This window comes from Pseudomonas sp. Marseille-Q5299, from assembly GCF_943737035.1.
In the GTDB taxonomy this organism is placed as follows: domain Bacteria; phylum Pseudomonadota; class Gammaproteobacteria; order Pseudomonadales; family Pseudomonadaceae; genus Aquipseudomonas; species Aquipseudomonas putida_E.
On record NZ_CALSFR010000001.1, the window covers coordinates 840,582 to 858,734 of the forward strand.

Sequence of the window (18,153 nt, forward strand, 5' to 3'; positions counted from 1 at the left end):
GCGATGCATGCCCCAGGTGGATCCCGAGCTGTTCGACCGCGGCCAGTTCCAGGCGGAACTGGCCCTCAAGGCGAGCCCCATCGCCGCTTTCAAGAAGGCCATCCGCCAGGCCGGCGAGGTGCTCGACAGGCGTTTCCGTGACGGCCGCGACATCCGTCGGCTGATCGAGGACCGCGCCTGGCTCGTCGACAACATCCTGCAACAGGCCTGGAAGCAGTTCGACTGGGGCGACGCTGACGGTATCGCCCTGGTAGCGGTCGGGGGCTATGGGCGCGGTGAACTTCACCCGCACTCGGACATCGACCTGCTGATCCTGCTGCGCGACGCCGAACACGAGCAGTACCGCGACGCCATCGAGCGCTTCCTGACACTGCTGTGGGACATGGGCCTTGAAGTGGGCCAGAGCGTGCGTACCGTGGACGAGTGTGCCGAACAGGCCCGCGCCGACCTGACGGTCATCACCAACATGATGGAAAGCCGTACCATCGCCGGCCCCGAAGCCCTGCGCCAGCGCATGCTCGAGGTCACCAGCACCGCGCACATGTGGCCGAGCAAGGAGTTCTTCCTGGCCAAGCGCGCAGAGCTCAAGGCCCGCCACCACAAGTACAACGACACCGAGTACAACCTCGAGCCCAATGTAAAAGGCTCGCCCGGCGGCCTTCGCGACATCCAGACAGTCCTTTGGGTAGCCCGTCGCCAGTACGGCACCCTGAACCTGCACGCCCTCGCTGGCGAAGGCTTCCTGCTGGAAAGCGAAAACGAACTGCTGGCCTCCTCCCAGGACTTTTTGTGGAAGGTGCGCTACGCCCTGCACATGCTCGCCGGCCGCGCCGAAGATCGCCTGCTGTTCGACCACCAGCGCAGCATCGCCGCACTGCTGGGCTACAGCGACGAAAACCCCAAACGCGCCATCGAACAGTTCATGCAGCAGTACTACCGGGTGGTGATGAGCATCAGCCAGTTGTGCGACCTGATCATCCAGCACTTCGAGGAAGTCATCCTCGCCGACGATGACAGTGGCACCACCCAGCCGCTGAATGCGCGTTTCCGCCTGCACGACGGCTATATCGAAGCGGTCAACGCCAACGTTTTCAAGCGCACGCCGTTCGCCATGCTGGAGATCTTCGTGCTGATGGCGCAGCACCCGGAAATCAAGGGCGTGCGCGCTGACACCGTGCGCCTGCTGCGCGAGCACCGGCACCTGATTGACGACACCTTCCGCAACGATATCCGCAACACCAGCCTGTTCATCGAGCTGTTCAAGTGCGAAATCGGCATCCATCGCAACCTGCGGCGAATGAACCGCTACGGCATCCTCGGCCGCTACCTGCCAGAGTTCGGCCTGATCGTCGGGCAGATGCAGCACGACCTGTTCCACATCTATACGGTCGATGCGCACACCCTCAACCTCATCAAGCACCTGCGCAAGCTGCAGTACACGCCGGTGTCCGAAAAATTCCCGCTGGCCAGCAAGCTCATGGGCCGCCTGCCCAAGCCTGAGCTCATCTACCTGGCCGGGCTGTACCACGACATCGGCAAGGGCCGTCAGGGCGACCACTCCGAACTGGGCGCTGTGGATGCGAAGAAGTTCTGCGAGCGCCATCAATTGCCCGCCTGGGATAGCCGCCTGATCGTCTGGCTGGTGCAAAACCACCTGGTGATGTCCACCACCGCCCAGCGCAAGGACCTGTCCGACCCGCAGGTGATCAACGACTTCGCCCTGCATGTCGGCGACGAGACGCGCCTGGACTACCTCTACGTGCTGACCGTGGCCGACATCAACGCCACCAATCCCAGCCTGTGGAACTCCTGGCGCGCCAGCCTGCTGCGCCAGCTGTACAGCGAGACCAAACGCGCCCTGCGTCGCGGCCTGGAAAACCCGCTGGACCGCGAGGAGCAGATCCGCCAGACACAGAGCGCTGCGCTGGACATCCTCGTGCGCGAGGGCACCGACCCGGACGACGTCGAGCAACTCTGGTCGCAACTGGGTGACGACTACTTCCTCAAGCACAACGCCGCCGATGTGGCCTGGCACAGTGATGCGATCCTGCAGCAGCCCGCCGACGGCGGGCCGCTGGTACTGATCAAGGAAACCACACAGCGGGAGTTCGAGGGCGGCACGCAAATCTTCATCTACGCCCCCGACCAGCACGATTTCTTCGCCGTGACCGTGGCGGCCATGTCGCAGCTCAACCTGAACATCCATGACGCGCGCATCATCACCTCGAGCAGCCAGTTCACGCTCGACACCTACATCGTGCTCGACAATGACGGCGGCTCCATCGGCGATAACCCGCAACGGGTCAAGCAGATCCGCGACGGCCTGACCGAGGCGCTGCGCAACCCCGAGGACTACCCGACCATCATCCAGCGACGGGTACCCCGCCAGCTCAAGCATTTCAACTTCCCGCCGCAGGTGACCATCCTCAACGATGCACAGCGGGCGGTGACCATCCTTGAGATCACCGCACCGGACCGCCCCGGGCTGCTGGCGCGGATCGGGCGGATCTTCCTGGAGTTCGACCTGTCACTGCAGAACGCCAAGATCGCCACCCTCGGCGAACGCGTGGAAGACGTATTCTTCATTACCGATGCCGACAACCAGCCGCTGTCCGACCCGCAGCTGTGCAGCCGCCTGCAGGAAGCGATCGTGCAGCAGCTGCAGGCCGGCCAGGCCAGCGATGCCAGCCCGACTCGCGTGACCTTTTAACGATTAGACGATTGACGAGACCTTGCGCCGATGAACCATGCCTTGACCCAGCTTCAGCCCTACCCGTTCGAGAAACTCCGCGCCCTGCTGGGCAGCGTGAAGCCCGCGGCGGACAAGCGCGCCATCGCCCTGTCGATCGGTGAGCCGAAGCACGCATCCCCGGCGTTCGTCGCCCAGGCCATGGCCGACAACCTCGACAAGCTGGCGGTCTACCCCAGCACCATCGGCCTGCCAGAGCTGCGCCAGGCCATCGGCCAATGGTGCGAACGCCGGTTCGGCGTGCCGAGCGGCTGGCTGGACGCGGACCGCCATGTGCTGCCGGTCAACGGCACCCGTGAAGCACTGTTTGCCTTCACCCAGGCTGTGGTCAACCGCGCCGATGATGGCCTGGTGGTCAGCCCCAACCCGTTCTACCAGATCTACGAAGGCGCGGCCCTGCTCGCCGGCGCCACCCCGCATTACCTGCCGTGCCTGGAAAACAACGGTTTCAACCCGGACTTCGATGCCGTACCCGCCGAGGTATGGAAACGCTGCCAGATCCTGTTCCTGTGCTCACCGGGCAACCCCACCGGCGCACTGGTACCGATGGACACCCTGAAGAAGCTGATCGCACTGGCCGACGAGCATGATTTCGTGATCGCCGCCGATGAATGCTACAGCGAGCTGTACTTCGACGAAGACGCGCCACCACCGGGCCTGCTCAGTGCCTGTGCCGAACTGGGCCGCAGTGATTTCAAGCGTTGCGTGGTATTCCACAGCCTGTCCAAGCGCTCCAACCTGCCGGGCCTGCGTTCGGGCTTCGTTGCCGGCGACGCGGCCATCATCAAGCCGTTCCTGCTGTACCGCACTTACCATGGCTGCGCCATGCCGGTGCAGACCCAGCTGGCCAGCATCGCCGCCTGGCAGGATGAAGCGCATGTGCGCGAAAACCGCGACCTATACCGCGCCAAATACGATGCCGTGCTGGATATCCTGCAGCCCGTGCTGGACGTACAGCGGCCCGATGGCAGTTTCTACCTGTGGGCCAAGGTACCGGGGTGCGATGCCGACTTCACGCGTGACCTGTTCCAAGCCCAGCATGTGACGGTGGTACCTGGTTCGTACCTGTCGCGTGAAGTGGATGGCGTGAACCCGGGGGCCGGGCGGGTACGCATGGCACTGGTCGCACCATTGGCCGAGTGCATCGAGGCGGCTGAGCGGATTCGTGCGTTTGTGCAAACCCGTTGATTGACCGAGTGCCGCACTGTAGCTCAAACACCGGCTCGCCGGCGCTTGAGCTACAGCGGCTCATTTGACTGCCCCCAGGTTCGCCTCGCTCAAGTCCAGCTCCCCCAACACTTGCCGCACCACCTCATCACCAACCAGATGCTGGCGATGCAGGTTATACAATTCCAACCGCTGCGCCCGAAGCGCCCGCAGGCGCAGACGTCGTTCCAGCAAGTCCATCTGCTCCGCCAAGGCCCTCGCCTCGGCCGTGTCGTTGTAACTGTCCAGCTCATCGCGGTATTCGGCCATCAACCTCGCCTTGAGCTCGGTGGCCAGGGTCGCCTGCGCCGCATCCTGAGGTGCGCTGGCATCAACCACGTCCTCGGCCTCCAAGGCATGAATCGCAGCCTCGGCCGTGCGCCGCCAGGCTTCCTGCACCTCCTGATGCAGCCGCTCGTCCGGGCTTCGGGTGACACCTCTCAAGAGAAAGGGCAACGCCACGCAGGCGCTGACCAGCGACAGCAAGATGACGCCGGCAGCGATGAAAATCAGCAGGTCGCGCTCCGGGAAAGCCTGGCCTGCCCCGATCAGCAGCGGTATCGACATCACACCCGCCAGCGTCACCGCACCCCGCACCCCGCCAAGGGTCAGCAACCAGCATGAGCGCGCCGTGGGCATCAGCACCAGTGCCGGCTTGCCGCGCCAGCGACGCACTACCCCGACCGCCCGCCAGATGCTTTGTACCCAGATGAAACGCAGCAGGATCAGCGCCGCAAAGATCGCCAGCACATCCAGGCAACGCCATGCCAGTGTCGGCCAGAGGGTAGGTTCGTGGCTGACCACCGCCTTGATGATGTCCGGCAATTGCAGGCCCAATAGCAGGAAGATCAAGCCATTGAAGGCGAATTCCAGTAGCGACCAGACGCTACGGTTGAGCAGGCGGGTGCTGGTCTGGCGCGGCAGCAGGTCGAGCCAGCTCTGCATCATGCCGGCGGCCACCGCCGAGAGGATGCCCGACACCCCAAGGCGCTCGGCCAGCACATAGGCGGCAAACGGCAGCAAGAGCATGAAAACCACGTGGGTGGCCGGGTCATCCCAGCCACGAGCGATCATCCAGGCGCGCAGCCTGCCAATCAGCCAGCTCAGGGCAACACCAACCGCCAGCCCGCCGATGGCAACCAGGACAAAGCTGAAGCTGGCATCGGCCAAAGAAAATACGCCGGTGATCGCCGCTGCCAGCGCGAACTTGAAGGTCACCAGGCCAGAGGCGTCATTCATCAGCGCCTCCCCCTGAAGCATGCGCATCAGCGGAGTGGGAAGGCGGTCCTGGGTGATGGCCGACACTGCCACGGCGTCGGTAGGCGACAACACGGCCGCCAGGGCAAAGGCCACCGCCAGTGGGATGCTAGGCAGCAGCCAATGGATGAAGTAGCCGGCGCCGACCACCGTGAACAGCACCAGCCCCACGGCAAGTGCCACCACCGGCCCGCGGATGCGCCACAGTTCGCGTTTGGGGATGCGCCAGCCGTCGGCAAACAGCAACGGCGGCAGGAACAGGAAAAGGAACAGCTCAGGATCCAGGGCCACATGCAGCCCCAGGGTCGGCCAGGCCAACAGCGCACCGGCACCGATCTGCACCAGCGGCAACGGCAAGGGGATCACCCGCCCGACCAGTTTCGACACGCTTACCAGCGTCAGCAGGATGAGGACGGTATAGGCTGACTGCATCCGTTAAAGCTTCCTTTGTGAACCGAAGTCAATCCAGGGCGAAAAATCGCCACAGAAGCACTATGTTAGCGGGGTGGGGCAATCATGGGCCGCTGCACCAAAGTCGCAGGAGGCGGATGAATATGTAACATGATGATACTGGAGTTGGGCTGGCAGGGCATGGCGTGAGCCTTAACAGGGCCACTGGGACGCCCCCTCCCCCCGAGTGCGCCCATTTAGCCCCACCCGTGGCGCTCAAAGAGTCGTTCCCGCATAATCGCGCGACTGACATTCGGCAATGGAGAGATTGGGGCAGCCTGTGGCCCCAATGCACACAATGACCTACACGCTCTACGGCATCAAAGCCTGCGACACCATGAAAAAAGCGCGCACCTGGCTCGAAGATCAAGCCATCGCCTACGAATTCCACGACTACAAGACTCAAGGCATCGACCGTGACAGCCTGAACCGCTGGTGCGACGAGCACGGCTGGGAGGTGATCCTCAACCGTGCCGGCACCACGTTCCGCAAGCTCGACGATGCCAGCAAGGCCGACCTCGACCAGGCCAAGGCCGTCGAGCTGATGCTGGCCCAGCCGTCGATGATCAAACGCCCGGTGCTCGACCTTGGCGCACGCACCCTGGTCGGTTTCAAACCTGACCTGTACGCCGCTGCGCTGGCCTGAGTCCATCTACGCATCGCACCCTATTTCGCACGAGGTAATCACATGTCCAATACCCTGTTCAGCCTGGCCTTTGGTGTCGGCTCCCAGAACCGCCAGGGCACCTGGCTGGAAGTGTTCTACGCACAGCCACTGCTCAAGCCGAGCGCCGAGCTGGTCGCCGCCGTCGCGCCGATCCTCGGTTATGAAGGTGGCAACCAGGCCATCACCTTCAGCAATGCCCAGGCCGCGCAACTGGCCGAAGCCGTCAAAGGCATCGATGCCGCCCAGGCTGCCCTGCTGACCCGCCTGGCCGAAAGCCACAAGCCGCTGGTCGCCACCCTGCTGGCCGAAGACGCTGCCCTGGCTTCGACCCCAGAGGCCTACCTCAAGCTGCACCTGCTGTCGCACCGCCTGGTCAAGCCGCACGGCGTGAGCCTGGCAGGCATCTTCCCGCTGCTGCCGAACGTCGCCTGGACCAACCGGGGCGCCGTCGACCTGGCCGAGCTGGCCGAGCTGCAACTGGAAGCGCGCCTCAAAGGCGAGCTGCTGGAAGTGTTCTCGGTGGACAAGTTCCCGAAGATGACCGACTACGTGGTCCCGGCCGGCGTGCGTATCGCCGACACCGCCCGTGTGCGCCTGGGCGCCTACATCGGCGAAGGCACCACCATCATGCACGAAGGCTTCGTCAACTTTAATGCCGGCACCGAAGGCCCGGGCATGATCGAAGGCCGTGTCTCGGCCGGCGTATTCGTTGGCAAGGGCTCGGACCTGGGCGGCGGCTGCTCGACCATGGGCACCCTGTCCGGTGGCGGCAATATCGTCATCAAGGTCGGTGAAGGTTGCCTGATCGGCGCCAACGCCGGCATCGGCATCCCGCTGGGCGACCGCAACACCGTCGAAGCCGGCCTGTACATCACTGCCGGCACCAAGGTCAACCTGCTCGACGAGAACAATGAGCTGGTCAAAGTGGTCAAGGCGCGCGACCTGGCTGGCCAGACCGACCTGCTGTTCCGCCGCAACTCGCTCAACGGCGCCGTAGAGTGCAAGACGCACAAATCGGCGATCGAGCTGAACGAGGCGCTGCACGCCCACAACTGAGAACTCCCGAAGGGTTCGAAGTGTTAAGATCGGGTCTGGCGCACTCACGCCAGACCCGATTTTCATTCCAGGCCCCGTGATCATGTTCCAGCCCTCCCCCTGGCGTGCCGATTTCCCCGCCATCGCCGCCCTGCAACGGCAGCACCAGACCTACCTGGACAGCGCCGCCACCACCCAGAAGCCCCAGGCCCTGCTCGATGCCCTGAGCCACTATTACGGCCACGGCGCAGCCAACGTGCACCGTGCCCAGCACCTGCCCGGCGCGCTGGCGACACAAGCGTTTGAAACCAGCCGCGACAAGGTCGCCGCCTGGCTCAACGCCGCCGAATCGCGGCAGGTCATCTTTACCCACGGCGCCACCTCGGCCCTGAACCTGTTGGCCTATGGCCTGGAACACCGCTTGGAGGCAGGCGACGAAATCGCCGTGAGCGCGCTGGAGCACCACGCCAACCTGCTGCCCTGGCAACAACTGGCGCGGCGGCGCAACCTGCGCCTGGTGGTACTGCCACTGGATGAGCATGGCCGCATCGACCTTGACCAGGCGCTGCAGTTGGTTGGCCCACGTACACGCGTGCTTGCGGTCAGCCAGTTGTCCAATGTGCTCGGCACCTGGCAGCCGCTGCCAGCGTTACTCGCCCATGCCCGCGCCCAAGGGGCGCTGACTGTGGTCGATGGCGCTCAGGGCGTGGTGCATGGCCGCCACGATGTGCAGCAGCTGGGCTGTGATTTTTATGTATTCTCCAGCCACAAGCTGTATGGCCCGGAAGGCGTCGGCGTACTGTATGGCCGTGCGCAGGCGCTGGAACTGCTGCGCCACTGGCAGTTCGGCGGTGAAATGGTGCAACTGGCTGACTACCAGAGTGCCAGCTTCCGCCCGGCACCGCTGGGCTTCGAGGCAGGCACACCACCGATCGCCGGGGTGATCGGCCTGGGGGCGACGCTCGATTACCTGGCCAGCCTCGATGGCCAGGCCGTCGAGCACCACGAGACCCACCTTCACCATCACCTGCTGCGCGGGCTTGCCGACCGTGAGGGGGTGCGGGTACTGGGCACACCACAGGCTGCCTTGGCCAGCTTTGTCATCGAAGGCGTGCACAATGCCGACATCGCCCACCTGCTGACAGAGCAGGGCATTGCCGTACGTGCCGGCCATCACTGCGCCATGCCACTGCTCAAAGGGCTGGGGCTCGAAGGTGCTATTCGGGTATCACTGGGCCTGTATAACGACAGCGATGACCTGCAACGCTTCTTCGATGCCCTCGATCAAGGCCTGGAGCTGCTGCGATGAACCTGCCAGCACCCGCCCAGGAAGCATTGGAGCGCTTCGGGCACGCCCGCGGCTGGGAGCAGCGTGCACGGCTTCTGATGCAGATGGGTGAGCAACTGGAACCGCTGAGCGATACGCAGAAGTGCGAGCACAACCGCGTTCACGGCTGTGAAAGCCTGGTATGGCTGGTAGCTGAACAGCACGACGGCCAATGGCAGTTCAAGGCAAGCAGTGATGCGCGGTTGTTGCGTGGCCTGCTGGCATTGCTGCTGGTGCGGGTGCAAGGGCTCGACAGCCGCGAGCTGGCGGCGCTTGACCTGCGCGAGTGGTTTACCCGGTTGGGGTTGGAGCGGCAATTGTCGCCCTCGCGCAGCAATGGCCTGCATGCGGTGTTGCTGCGGATGGCCGAGCTGGTTTCAGCCAACTGAACCCAGCACCGACCGCGCGCCTTACTCGGCCTTGACCCGTTCTGAAGGCCGCCGGGCGCCAGCCACCAGCTTTTCCACCGCCTTGCTCGCTGCCACCATGCCAAAGGTCGCGGTCACCATCATCACCGCGCCAAAGCCCCCGGCGCAGTCCAGGCGCACACCCTCACCGACAAAGCTCTTCTGCAGGCACACACTGCCATCGCCCTTGGGGTAGCGCAGTTGTTCGCTGGAGAACACGCATGGCACCCCATAATTGCGGCTGACGTTGCGCGAAAAGTTGTAGTCGCGCCGCAGGGTTGAACGCACCCGCGATGCCAACGGGTCGTTGAAGGTTTTGTTGAGGTCGCCGATCTGAATCTGTGTGGGGTCGATTTGCCCACCTGCTCCGCCGGTAGTAACGATCGCGATCTTGCGCCGCCGGCACCAGGCAATGAGCGCCGCCTTGGCCATCACGCTGTCAATGCAGTCGACAACGCAATCGAGCTGCTCGGTGATGTACTCAGCCATGGTGTCGCGGGTGACGAAGTCAGCCACCGCATGCACCGTACAGGCCGGGTTGATCGCCCGCAGGCGCTCGGCCATCACCTCGACCTTGGGGCGCCCCACCTGCCCTTCCAAGGCATGGGCCTGGCGGTTGGTGTTGCTGACACAGACATCATCCAGGTCGAACAAGGTGATCTCACCCACGCCACTGCGCGCCAGCGCCTCGGCCACCCAGGAGCCCACCCCGCCGATACCGACGACCGCCACATGGGCCTGGTTAAGGCGTTGCAGCCCTTCGTCGCCGTACAGCCGGGCAACGCCTGCAAAGCGTGGATCTTCTGTGCTCATGTTCGTACCCCGAGGCTCATACCGCTAAAACGGCGCGCATTATAGGCCAGCAGCGCGGATGACCTCCATCGTTAGGAAAACACCTACTGATCCTGCTTTAATGTCCTACTACTTCGACAGATATGGACGACAATGTCATCTCGCAAATTCGGCTTGAACCTGGTGATTGTCCTGGCCATCGCCGCACTGTTCACCGGGTTCTGGGCGCTGATCAATCGGCCGGTTTCCGCGCCAGCCTGGCCTGAGCAGATATCAGGTTTCTCGTACTCGCCATTCCGTCTGGGGGAGAGCCCGCAAAAAGGCCAATACCCAAGCGACGCCGAGATGCGCCAAGACCTGGAGCAGATGAACAAGCTGACCGACAGCATCCGTATCTACACCGTCGAAGGCACCCAGGCCGATATCCCGCGGCTGGCAGAGGAGCTTGGGCTTCGCGTCACCCTGGGCATCTGGATCAGCCCGGACCTGGAGCGCAACGAGCGTGAGATCGCCACGGCCATCGAACTGGCCAACACCTCGCGCAGCGTGGTTCGCGTGGTGGTCGGCAACGAAGCGCTGTTCCGCGAAGAGGTCACGCCCGAAGCACTGATCCAGTACCTTGACCGGGTGCGAGCCGCAGTCAAGGTGCCGGTAACCACCAGTGAACAGTGGCACATCTGGAAGGAACACCCGGAACTGGCCAAGCATGTCGACCTGATTGCCGCGCACATCCTGCCCTACTGGGAGTTCGTGCCCATGAAGGATTCCGTGGAGTTCGTCCTCGATCGGGCCCGTGAGCTGAAACAGCAGTTCCCGCGCAAGCCATTGCTGCTCTCGGAAGTCGGCTGGCCGAGCAACGGCCGCATGCGCGGCGGCGCCGACGCCACCCAGGCCGACCAGGCCATCTACCTGCGCACGCTGGTCAACACCCTCAACCGCCGTGGCTACAACTATTTCGTCATCGAAGCCTACGACCAACCCTGGAAAGCCAGTGACGAGGGCTCGGTAGGCGCCTACTGGGGCGTATTCAATGCCGAACGCCAGCAGAAATTCAATTTTGAAGGGCCGGTGGTGGCGATACCGCAATGGCGTGCGCTGGCGGTCGCCTCGGTGGTGTTGGCGATGCTCGCCCTGACCGTGCTGCTGATCGACGGCTCGGCCTTGCGCCAACGCGGCCGGACGTTCCTCACCTTCATTACCTTCCTCTGTGGGTCGGTGCTGGTGTGGATCGGTTACGACTACAGCCAGCAGTACAGCACCTGGTTCAGCCTGACTGTCGGCGTACTGCTGGCGCTCGGCGCACTCGGCGTGTTCATCGTGCTACTGACCGAGGCGCACGAGTTGGCCGAGGCGGTGTGGATTCACAAACGCCGCCGGGAGTTTCTGCCGGTGCAGGGCGACAGCGCCTACCGGCCCAAGGTCTCGGTGCATGTACCGTGCTACAACGAACCGCCAGAGATGGTCAAACAGACGCTCGACGCCTTGGCCGCGCTGGACTATCCGGACTACGAAGTACTGGTGATCGATAACAACACCAAAGACCCAGCCGTGTGGGAGCCGCTCAAGGCCCACTGCGAAAAGCTCGGCGAGCGCTTCAAGTTCTTCCACGTCGCGCCGTTGGCCGGGTTCAAGGGCGGCGCGCTGAACTACCTGCTGCCGCACACCGCCAAGGATGCCGAAGTGATCGCAGTGATCGACTCGGACTACTGCGTGGACCGCAACTGGCTCAAGCACATGGTGCCGCACTTCGCCGACCCGAAGATCGCCGTGGTGCAATCGCCGCAGGACTACCGCGACCAGCACGAGAGCGCCTTCAAGAAGCTCTGCTACAGCGAGTACAAAGGCTTCTTCCACATCGGCATGGTCACCCGCAACGACCGTGACGCGATCATTCAGCACGGCACCATGACCATGACCCGGCGCAGCGTGCTAGAAGAACTGGGCTGGGCCGAATGGTGCATCTGCGAAGACGCCGAACTGGGCTTGCGGGTGTTCGAAAAAGGCCTGTCGGCCGCCTACGCCCACAACAGCTATGGCAAGGGCCTGATGCCCGACACCTTCATCGACTTCAAGAAGCAGCGTTTCCGCTGGGCCTATGGCGCCATCCAGATCATCAAGCACCACGCCGCCGCCCTGCTGCGCGGCAAGGGCAGCGAGCTGACCCGTGGCCAGCGCTATCATTTCCTGGCTGGCTGGCTGCCATGGGTCGCCGATGGCATGAACATCTTTTTCACTGTCGGCGCCCTGCTCTGGTCGGCGGCGATGATCATCGTGCCGCATCGGGTCGATCCACCCCTGATGATCTTCGCCATCCCGCCCCTGGCGCTGTTCTTCTTCAAGGTAGCCAAGATCATCTTCCTTTATCGCCGAGCGGTCGGGGTCAACCTCAAGGACGCTTTCGCAGCGGCGCTGGCCGGGCTTGCGCTGTCGCACACCATCGCCAAGGCGGTGCTGTACGGGTTCTTCACCAGCAGCATGCCGTTCTTCCGCACGCCGAAAAATGCCGATAGCCATGGATTGCTGGTAGCGATTGCCGAAGCGCGCGAAGAACTGTTCATCATGTTGCTGCTGTGGGGGGCGGCAGCCGGGATCTACTTGGTGCAAGGGTTGCCGAGCTCGGACATGCGGTTCTGGGTCGCGATGCTGCTGGTGCAGTCACTGCCATACCTGGCGGCGCTGGTCATGGCACTGTTGTCGTCGTTGCCCAAGCCCGAACACAAGATGGCCGAGCCTCAGGAGGCTTGAGGATGCCAGGGCCGCGCAGCGGCCCAATGCCCCGTGCCGACAACCCTTGTTTGATATAAGATAACGCCCCTCGTTTTTCCGCCTTGCCTTGCCCCGGAGTTCCCCATGACGGCCCCAGCCGAGCTCTCGCCTACCCTTCAACTGGCCTGCGACCTGATCCGTCGCCCCTCGGTCACCCCTGTCGACGCCGACTGCCAGGCGCAGATGATGAAGCGCCTGGGCGCCGTGGGCTTTCAGCTCGAACCGATGCGCATCGAGGACGTCGACAACTTTTGGGCCACCCATGGCAACCAGGACGGTCCGGTGCTGTGCTTCGCCGGCCACACCGATGTGGTCCCCACCGGCCCGGTGCAGCAGTGGCAGCATGAGCCGTTCGAGGCACTGATCGATGCCGACGGCATGCTCTGCGGTCGCGGCGCCGCCGACATGAAGGGCAGCCTGGCCTCCATGGTGGTCGCCAGTGAGCGTTTCGTGCAGGACTACCCGAACCACCGCGGCAGGGTCGCCTTCCTGATCACCAGCGATGAAGAAGGCCCGGCCCATCACGGTACCAAGGCTGTGGTCGAGCGCCTGGTCGCGCGCAACGAGCGCCTGGACTGGTGCATCGTCGGCGAGCCGTCGAGCACTACCCTGCTCGGTGACGTGGTCAAGAACGGCCGCCGTGGCTCGCTCGGCGCCAAACTGACCGTGCGCGGCAAACAAGGCCATGTGGCCTACCCGCACCTGGCGCGCAACCCGATCCACCTGGCCGCGCCGGCGCTGGCAGAGCTGGCCGCCGAGCACTGGGATGAAGGCAACGCGTTCTTCCCACCGACCAGCTTCCAGATTTCCAACCTCAACTCCGGTACTGGCGCCACCAATGTGGTACCTGGCGATCTGACCGCGGTGTTCAATTTCCGCTTCTCCACCGAGTCGACGGTCGAAGGCCTGCAAGCGCGAGTATCGGCAATCCTCGACAAGCATGAACTGGACTGGTCGATCGACTGGGCGCTTTCGGGCCTGCCGTTCCTGACCGAACCCGGTGAACTGCTCGATGCCGTGTCGGCCAGCATCAAGGGCGTCACCGGCCGTGATACCCAGCCGTCCACCAGCGGTGGTACGTCCGATGGCCGGTTCATCGCCACCATGGGCACCCAGGTCGTTGAACTGGGCCCGGTCAATGCAACGATCCACCAGGTCGACGAGCGCATCCTGGCCAGCGACCTCGACCTGCTGACCGAGATCTACTACCAGACCCTGGTGCGGTTGCTCGCCTGATGCTCGCCTGCCCTATTTGCCATGCGGCCCTGACGCGGCTCGACAACGGCGTGGTGTGCCCGGCCGGCCACCGCTTCGACCGTGCCCGCCAGGGTTACCTGAACCTGCTGCCTGTGCAGCACAAGAACAGCCGTGACCCTGGCGACAATCAGGCCATGGTCGAAGCACGCCGGGATTTCCTCGATGCCGGCCATTACGCGCCCGTGGCCCGCCGCCTGGCCGAGCTGGCCACTGAGCGCCAGCCCGGCGCCTGGCTCGACATCGGCTGCGGCGAAGGCTACTACACCGCGCAGCTCGCCCAGGCCCTGCCACAGGCTGACGGCTACGCCCTGGACATCTCGCGCGAAGCCGTCAAACGCGCCTGCCGCCGCGAGCCTTCGGTCACCTGGATGGTCGCCAGCATGGCCCGCGTACCCTTGGCCGATGCCAGTTGCCAGTTCATCGCCAGCGTCTTCAGCCCGCTGGACTGGGCCGAGGCCCAGCGCCTGCTGAGCCCGGGTGGCGGCCTGATGCGGGTGGGCCCGACCAGCGGCCACCTGATGGAGTTGCGCGAAGTGCTCTACGATGAAGTTCGCCCTTATGCCGACGACAAACACCTGGCCCTGGTACCGCAGGGCATGGCCCATGCCCACAGCGAAACCCTGGAGTTCAGGCTGAGCCTGGCTGCACCCAAAGCCCGCGCCGACCTGCTGGCCATGACCCCGCACGGCTGGCGCGCCAGTGCCGAGAAACGCGCGCGGGTGATCGACCAGGCCGAGCCCTTCGACGTCACGGTTTCCATGCGTTATGACTATTTCGTGCGCCAAGACTGAGCACACCCGGAGCCCTTATGCGCCAACCTGATATCGAGATCTACCTGAAGGACGCTGACGTCGACCACAAGCAGATTGCCCAATGGCTCGGCGAAGCGATCGGCCCCTGCAGCGAATGGCAGCAGAAAGGCCAGACCTTCAAATGCAAGGCCGGTAACATTCCGGTCACCTGGTTACCCAAGGCTGTAGGGAAATGGAACAGCCTTTACCTGGAAAGCGACCAGACCCCATGGGACGATGACGTCGCCTGCGCCCGCGCCGCATTCACCGCACTGGGCGTGGAAGTGCGCTGCGCGCCGGGTGGCTGGGTCGAGGAAGATGGCGAGGAAGATGCCGATCGCTGGATCCGCATCAGCGCTGACGGTGAAGAGGAAATCACCTGGCGTACCTCGTGAGCGGCAAGCTTTAAGCGGCAAGCTGCAAGAGGGTTCGCATCAGGCTGCAAGTTACACGGTCAACTTGCAGCTTGAGGCTTGAGGCTTGAGGTTTGGGACTTAGAGCCCTACCACGTCCTCGGCTTGCAGGCCTTTCTGGCCCTGCACGCAGGAGTACTCGACCCGCTGCCCTTCGACCAGGGTACGATGCCCCTCACCGCGGATCGCCCGATAATGGACGAACACATCCGCACCACCTTCGCGCTGAATGAAGCCAAAGCCCTTGGCATCGTTGAACCACTTTACATTCCCAGTCTCACGAGACGACATCTGAACTACTCCGGATTTTTATTGTGAAGATCGCCTTGTAGACACAGGGTTTCCTCCCCGTGCCGACGCCGCTTGCCGAAATATCCTGCAAGTGGCAGGCCGAGTATATGACACAGAACAAATAATTTTCATGACCGCCGCGCCCTTTGCAGGATTTTGCTGAACTTACGCCGATACGGCAGACTAACTGATTGCACACTTACTAAAAATCACACCCAGGGCACACACCCCATGACCCGTTCTCCCCTGCGCCGCCTGATCTTCGGCGCTCTGCGTCGCCTGTTGTACCTGTGGGTGCGCTCCGAGACCATCAATCAGTCCGCCATGAGCCTGCAACTCGACCGCAGCCGCCCGGTGTTCTATGCCCTGCCCTCGCCATCGCTCACCGACCTGGCCGTACTCGACCACGAGTGCACCAAGGCGGGGCTGCCGCGCCCGGTACTGCCGGTAGCTGTGGGCACACTGCACGAGCCGGCCGGTTTCTTCTACCTCACCCCCGACCCGGACTGGCTCGGCCGCCAAGACAAGCGCGGCGCGCCTCCTGCCCTTGAGCGTGTGATTGCAGCAGTCAGCAAGCATGCCGAGGAAGATGCACAGATCATCCCGGTCAGTGTGTTCTGGGGCCAGACGCCTGCAAGCGAATCGAGCCCGTGGAAATTGCTGTTCGCCGACAGCTGGGCGGTAACCGGGCGCCTGCGCCGGCTACTGACCATCCTGATACTGGGGCGCAAGACCCGCGTGCAGTTCTCGGCGCCGATCCAGGTGCGTGACCTGGTGCAGCACAACAAAGGCCATGAGCGCACCGTGCGCATGGCCCAACGCCTGATGCGCGTACACTTTCGCAACCTCAAGACTGCAGTGATCGGCCCGGACATCTCGCACCGGCGCAATCTGGTGAAAGGCCTGGTGCACGCACCACTGGTTCGCCAGGCCATCGGCGAACAAGCCCAACGGGAAAACATTCCCGTGGCCAAGGCTGAAGCACAGGCCCTGCGCTACGGCAACGAGATCGCCTCGGACTACACCTACACCGCGATCCGCTTCCTGGAAGTGGTACTCAGCTGGTTCTGGAACAAGATCTACGACGGTATCAAGGTCAACCACATCGAGCAGGTGCAAGGCATCGCGCCGGGCCACGAAGTTATCTACGTACCGTGCCATCGCAGCCACATCGACTACCTGCTGCTGTCGTACCTATTGTTCCGCAACGGCCTGACGCCACCGCACATTGCCGCCGGCATCAACCTCAACATGCCAGTGATCGGCGGCCTGCTGCGCCGCGGCGGCGCTTTCTTCATGCGCCGCACGTTCAAGGGCAACCCGCTGTACACCGCAGTGTTCAACGAATACCTGCACACCCTGTTCACCAAGGGGTTCCCGGTCGAGTACTTCGTCGAGGGCGGGCGCTCGCGCACCGGGCGCATGCTGCAACCGCGCACGGGGATGCTGGCGATCACCCTGCGCAGCTTCCTGCGCTCATCGCGCACACCGATCGTCTTCGTGCCGGTGTACATCGGCTACGAACGGGTACTGGAAGGCCGCACCTACCTGGGTGAACTGCGTGGCGCCAGCAAGAAGAAAGAGTCGATCTTCGACATATTCAAGGTCATCGGCGCGCTGAAGCAACGCTTCGGCCAGGTCTACGTCAACTTCGGCGAACCGATCCGCCTGGCAGCCTTTCTCGACCAACAGCAACCCGGCTGGCGCGAACAGGCACTTGGCCCGCAGTTCCGTCCGGCCTGGCTGAACGAGACCACCACCCGCCTGGGTGAAACCGTAGCCCGTCACCTCAACGAAGCCGCAGCGGTCAACCCGGTCAACCTGGTAGCCCTGGCACTGCTCTCCACCAGCCGCCTGGCCCTGGACGAAAGTGCCCTGACCCGGGTACTGGACCTGTACCTGGCCCTTTTGCGCAAGGTCCCCTATTCGCAGCACACCACCCTGCCCGAAGGTGACGGCCAGGCGCTGATCGAACATGTCAGGGGCATGAACCTGCTGGCGGAACAAAAAGACGCCCTTGGCCGCATTCTCTACCTGGATGAAGCCAATGCAGTGCTGATGACCTATTACCGCAACAACGTCCTGCACATCTTTGCCTTGCCGGCGTTACTGGCGAGCTTCTTCCACAGCAGCTCACGGATGAGCCGTGAACTGCTCGGGCAGTATGTACACGCGTTGTACCCGTACCTGCAGGCCGAACTGTTCCTGCGCTGGGCACCCGAGCAACTGGACGAGGTGATCGATCAGTGGCTGGCGGCACTGGTCGAACAGGGCCTGCTGCGCCGCGAAAACGATGTGTACGTGCGCCCGGCCCCCAGTTCGCGCCAGTTCGTTTTGCTGACGCTGCTGGCCCGCACCATCACCCAGACCCTGCAGCGCTTCTACATGGCCACCTCGCTGTTGCTCAACAGCGGCCAGAACACCCTCAGCGCCGAAGCACTGGAAGACCTCTGCGTGATGATGGCCCAGCGCCTGTCGATACTGCATGGCCTGAACGCCCCCGAGTTCTTTGACAAGACGCTGTTCCGCCACTTCATCCAGACCTTGGTCGAGCAAGGTGTGCTGCGCCCGGATGGCAACGGCAAACTGGGCTACCACGACAAACTCGGCGAACTCGCCGAAGGGGTGGCCAAGCGTGTGTTGTCGGCAGAGCTGCGCCTTTCGATCCGGCAGGTGGCGCTGCACCGTGAACACGCGCTGGAAGCATCGATCCTCTAAGGCATCATCAACCGGAAAAATCCGTTA

At 63.5% G+C, this 18,153-nt stretch carries 14 protein-coding genes; 11 read left to right on the forward strand and 3 right to left on the reverse strand.

Features of this window, described 5'->3' with window-relative positions; genetic code table 11:
* Positions 1–7: 7 nt before the first annotated feature.
* On the forward strand, positions 8–2,710 hold the full coding sequence (locus NGJ21_RS03920; protein WP_115274036.1) for a [protein-PII] uridylyltransferase: 2,703 nt from the start codon (positions 8–10) through the stop codon (positions 2,708–2,710).
* Between the two features lie 30 nt (positions 2,711–2,740).
* Positions 2,741–3,937, forward strand: coding sequence for a succinyldiaminopimelate transaminase (gene dapC, locus NGJ21_RS03925; protein ID WP_161872977.1), 1,197 nt, complete (start codon positions 2,741–2,743; stop codon positions 3,935–3,937).
* 60 nt (positions 3,938–3,997) lie between these two features.
* Here the strand turns inward: dapC and NGJ21_RS03930 are convergent, their stop codons facing one another.
* A complete protein-coding gene (locus NGJ21_RS03930) occupies positions 3,998–5,644 on the reverse strand; it encodes a Na+/H+ antiporter (protein WP_115274034.1) in 1,647 nt (548 codons plus the stop codon).
* A 316-nt stretch (positions 5,645–5,960) separates the two neighbouring features.
* Here NGJ21_RS03930 and NGJ21_RS03935 point away from each other — a divergent pair, with 316 nt between their 5' ends.
* The 4 genes from NGJ21_RS03935 to NGJ21_RS03950 all read left to right on the forward strand — a co-directional run bounded on the left by NGJ21_RS03935 (position 5,961) and on the right by NGJ21_RS03950 (position 9,080).
* Positions 5,961–6,308: an ArsC family reductase gene (locus tag NGJ21_RS03935; RefSeq protein WP_075043977.1), complete on the forward strand. Its 348-nt coding sequence runs from the start codon at positions 5,961–5,963 to the stop codon at positions 6,306–6,308.
* 42 nt (positions 6,309–6,350) lie between these two features.
* A complete protein-coding gene (gene dapD, locus NGJ21_RS03940) occupies positions 6,351–7,385 on the forward strand; it encodes a 2,3,4,5-tetrahydropyridine-2,6-dicarboxylate N-succinyltransferase (protein ID WP_046784321.1) in 1,035 nt (344 codons plus the stop codon).
* 82 nt (positions 7,386–7,467) lie between these two features.
* Positions 7,468–8,673: a cysteine desulfurase gene (locus tag NGJ21_RS03945; protein ID WP_174142368.1), complete on the forward strand. Its 1,206-nt coding sequence runs from the start codon at positions 7,468–7,470 to the stop codon at positions 8,671–8,673.
* Positions 8,670–9,080, forward strand: coding sequence for a SufE family protein (locus NGJ21_RS03950; protein ID WP_251961861.1), 411 nt, complete (start codon positions 8,670–8,672; stop codon positions 9,078–9,080). The genes NGJ21_RS03945 and NGJ21_RS03950 overlap by 4 nt, the downstream gene beginning before the upstream one ends.
* A 21-nt stretch (positions 9,081–9,101) precedes the next feature.
* On the opposite strand, the gene tcdA is transcribed toward NGJ21_RS03950, so the two are convergent.
* Positions 9,102–9,911, reverse strand: coding sequence for a tRNA cyclic N6-threonylcarbamoyladenosine(37) synthase TcdA (gene tcdA, locus NGJ21_RS03955; protein ID WP_039601802.1), 810 nt, complete (start codon positions 9,909–9,911; stop codon positions 9,102–9,104).
* 132 nt (positions 9,912–10,043) lie between these two features.
* Here tcdA and NGJ21_RS03960 point away from each other — a divergent pair, with 132 nt between their 5' ends.
* From NGJ21_RS03960 to NGJ21_RS03975, 4 genes are all read left to right on the forward strand, one after another.
* Positions 10,044–12,635: a glycosyltransferase gene (locus NGJ21_RS03960; RefSeq protein WP_046784325.1), complete on the forward strand. Its 2,592-nt coding sequence runs from the start codon at positions 10,044–10,046 to the stop codon at positions 12,633–12,635.
* A gap of 105 nt (positions 12,636–12,740) precedes the next feature.
* A complete protein-coding gene (dapE, locus tag NGJ21_RS03965; RefSeq protein WP_115274031.1) occupies positions 12,741–13,892 on the forward strand; it encodes a succinyl-diaminopimelate desuccinylase in 1,152 nt (383 codons plus the stop codon).
* Positions 13,892–14,704, forward strand: a complete 813-nt coding sequence (locus NGJ21_RS03970) for a putative RNA methyltransferase (protein WP_196996937.1) — start codon at positions 13,892–13,894, stop codon at positions 14,702–14,704. The genes dapE and NGJ21_RS03970 overlap by 1 nt, the downstream gene beginning before the upstream one ends.
* A gap of 17 nt (positions 14,705–14,721) precedes the next feature.
* Positions 14,722–15,099 carry a hypothetical protein gene (locus tag NGJ21_RS03975; protein WP_012315913.1) on the forward strand — a complete coding sequence of 126 codons (378 nt, stop codon included), beginning with the start codon at positions 14,722–14,724 and terminating at the stop codon, positions 15,097–15,099.
* 99 nt (positions 15,100–15,198) lie between these two features.
* Here the strand turns inward: NGJ21_RS03975 and NGJ21_RS03980 are convergent, their stop codons facing one another.
* A complete protein-coding gene (locus NGJ21_RS03980; protein WP_012315914.1) occupies positions 15,199–15,408 on the reverse strand; it encodes a cold-shock protein in 210 nt (69 codons plus the stop codon).
* A gap of 231 nt (positions 15,409–15,639) precedes the next feature.
* Here NGJ21_RS03980 and plsB point away from each other — a divergent pair, with 231 nt between their 5' ends.
* Entirely contained in the window at positions 15,640–18,126 is a 2,487-nt protein-coding gene (plsB, locus tag NGJ21_RS03985; RefSeq protein ID WP_204918740.1) for a glycerol-3-phosphate 1-O-acyltransferase PlsB, read from the forward strand.
* Positions 18,127–18,153 lie beyond the last annotated feature (27 nt).

Excerpts from the sequence above, each read along its gene's own strand:
- NGJ21_RS03920 (WP_115274036.1), top strand. The coding sequence starts at position 8 with ATGCCCCAGGTGGATCCCGAGCTGTTCGACCGCGGCCAGTTCCAGGCG.
- dapC (WP_161872977.1), top strand. The coding sequence starts at position 2,741 with ATGAACCATGCCTTGACCCAGCTTCAGCCCTACCCGTTCGAGAAACTC.
- NGJ21_RS03930 (WP_115274034.1), bottom strand. The coding sequence starts at position 5,644 with ATGCAGTCAGCCTATACCGTCCTCATCCTGCTGACGCTGGTAAGCGTG.
- NGJ21_RS03935 (WP_075043977.1), top strand. The coding sequence starts at position 5,961 with ATGACCTACACGCTCTACGGCATCAAAGCCTGCGACACCATGAAAAAA.
- dapD (WP_046784321.1), top strand. The coding sequence starts at position 6,351 with ATGTCCAATACCCTGTTCAGCCTGGCCTTTGGTGTCGGCTCCCAGAAC.
- NGJ21_RS03945 (WP_174142368.1), top strand. The coding sequence starts at position 7,468 with ATGTTCCAGCCCTCCCCCTGGCGTGCCGATTTCCCCGCCATCGCCGCC.
- NGJ21_RS03950 (WP_251961861.1), top strand. The coding sequence starts at position 8,670 with ATGAACCTGCCAGCACCCGCCCAGGAAGCATTGGAGCGCTTCGGGCAC.
- tcdA (WP_039601802.1), bottom strand. The coding sequence starts at position 9,911 with ATGAGCACAGAAGATCCACGCTTTGCAGGCGTTGCCCGGCTGTACGGC.
- NGJ21_RS03960 (WP_046784325.1), top strand. The coding sequence starts at position 10,044 with ATGTCATCTCGCAAATTCGGCTTGAACCTGGTGATTGTCCTGGCCATC.
- dapE (WP_115274031.1), top strand. The coding sequence starts at position 12,741 with ATGACGGCCCCAGCCGAGCTCTCGCCTACCCTTCAACTGGCCTGCGAC.
- NGJ21_RS03970 (WP_196996937.1), top strand. The coding sequence starts at position 13,892 with ATGCTCGCCTGCCCTATTTGCCATGCGGCCCTGACGCGGCTCGACAAC.
- NGJ21_RS03975 (WP_012315913.1), top strand. The coding sequence starts at position 14,722 with ATGCGCCAACCTGATATCGAGATCTACCTGAAGGACGCTGACGTCGAC.
- NGJ21_RS03980 (WP_012315914.1), bottom strand. The coding sequence starts at position 15,408 with ATGTCGTCTCGTGAGACTGGGAATGTAAAGTGGTTCAACGATGCCAAG.
- plsB (WP_204918740.1), top strand. The coding sequence starts at position 15,640 with ATGACCCGTTCTCCCCTGCGCCGCCTGATCTTCGGCGCTCTGCGTCGC.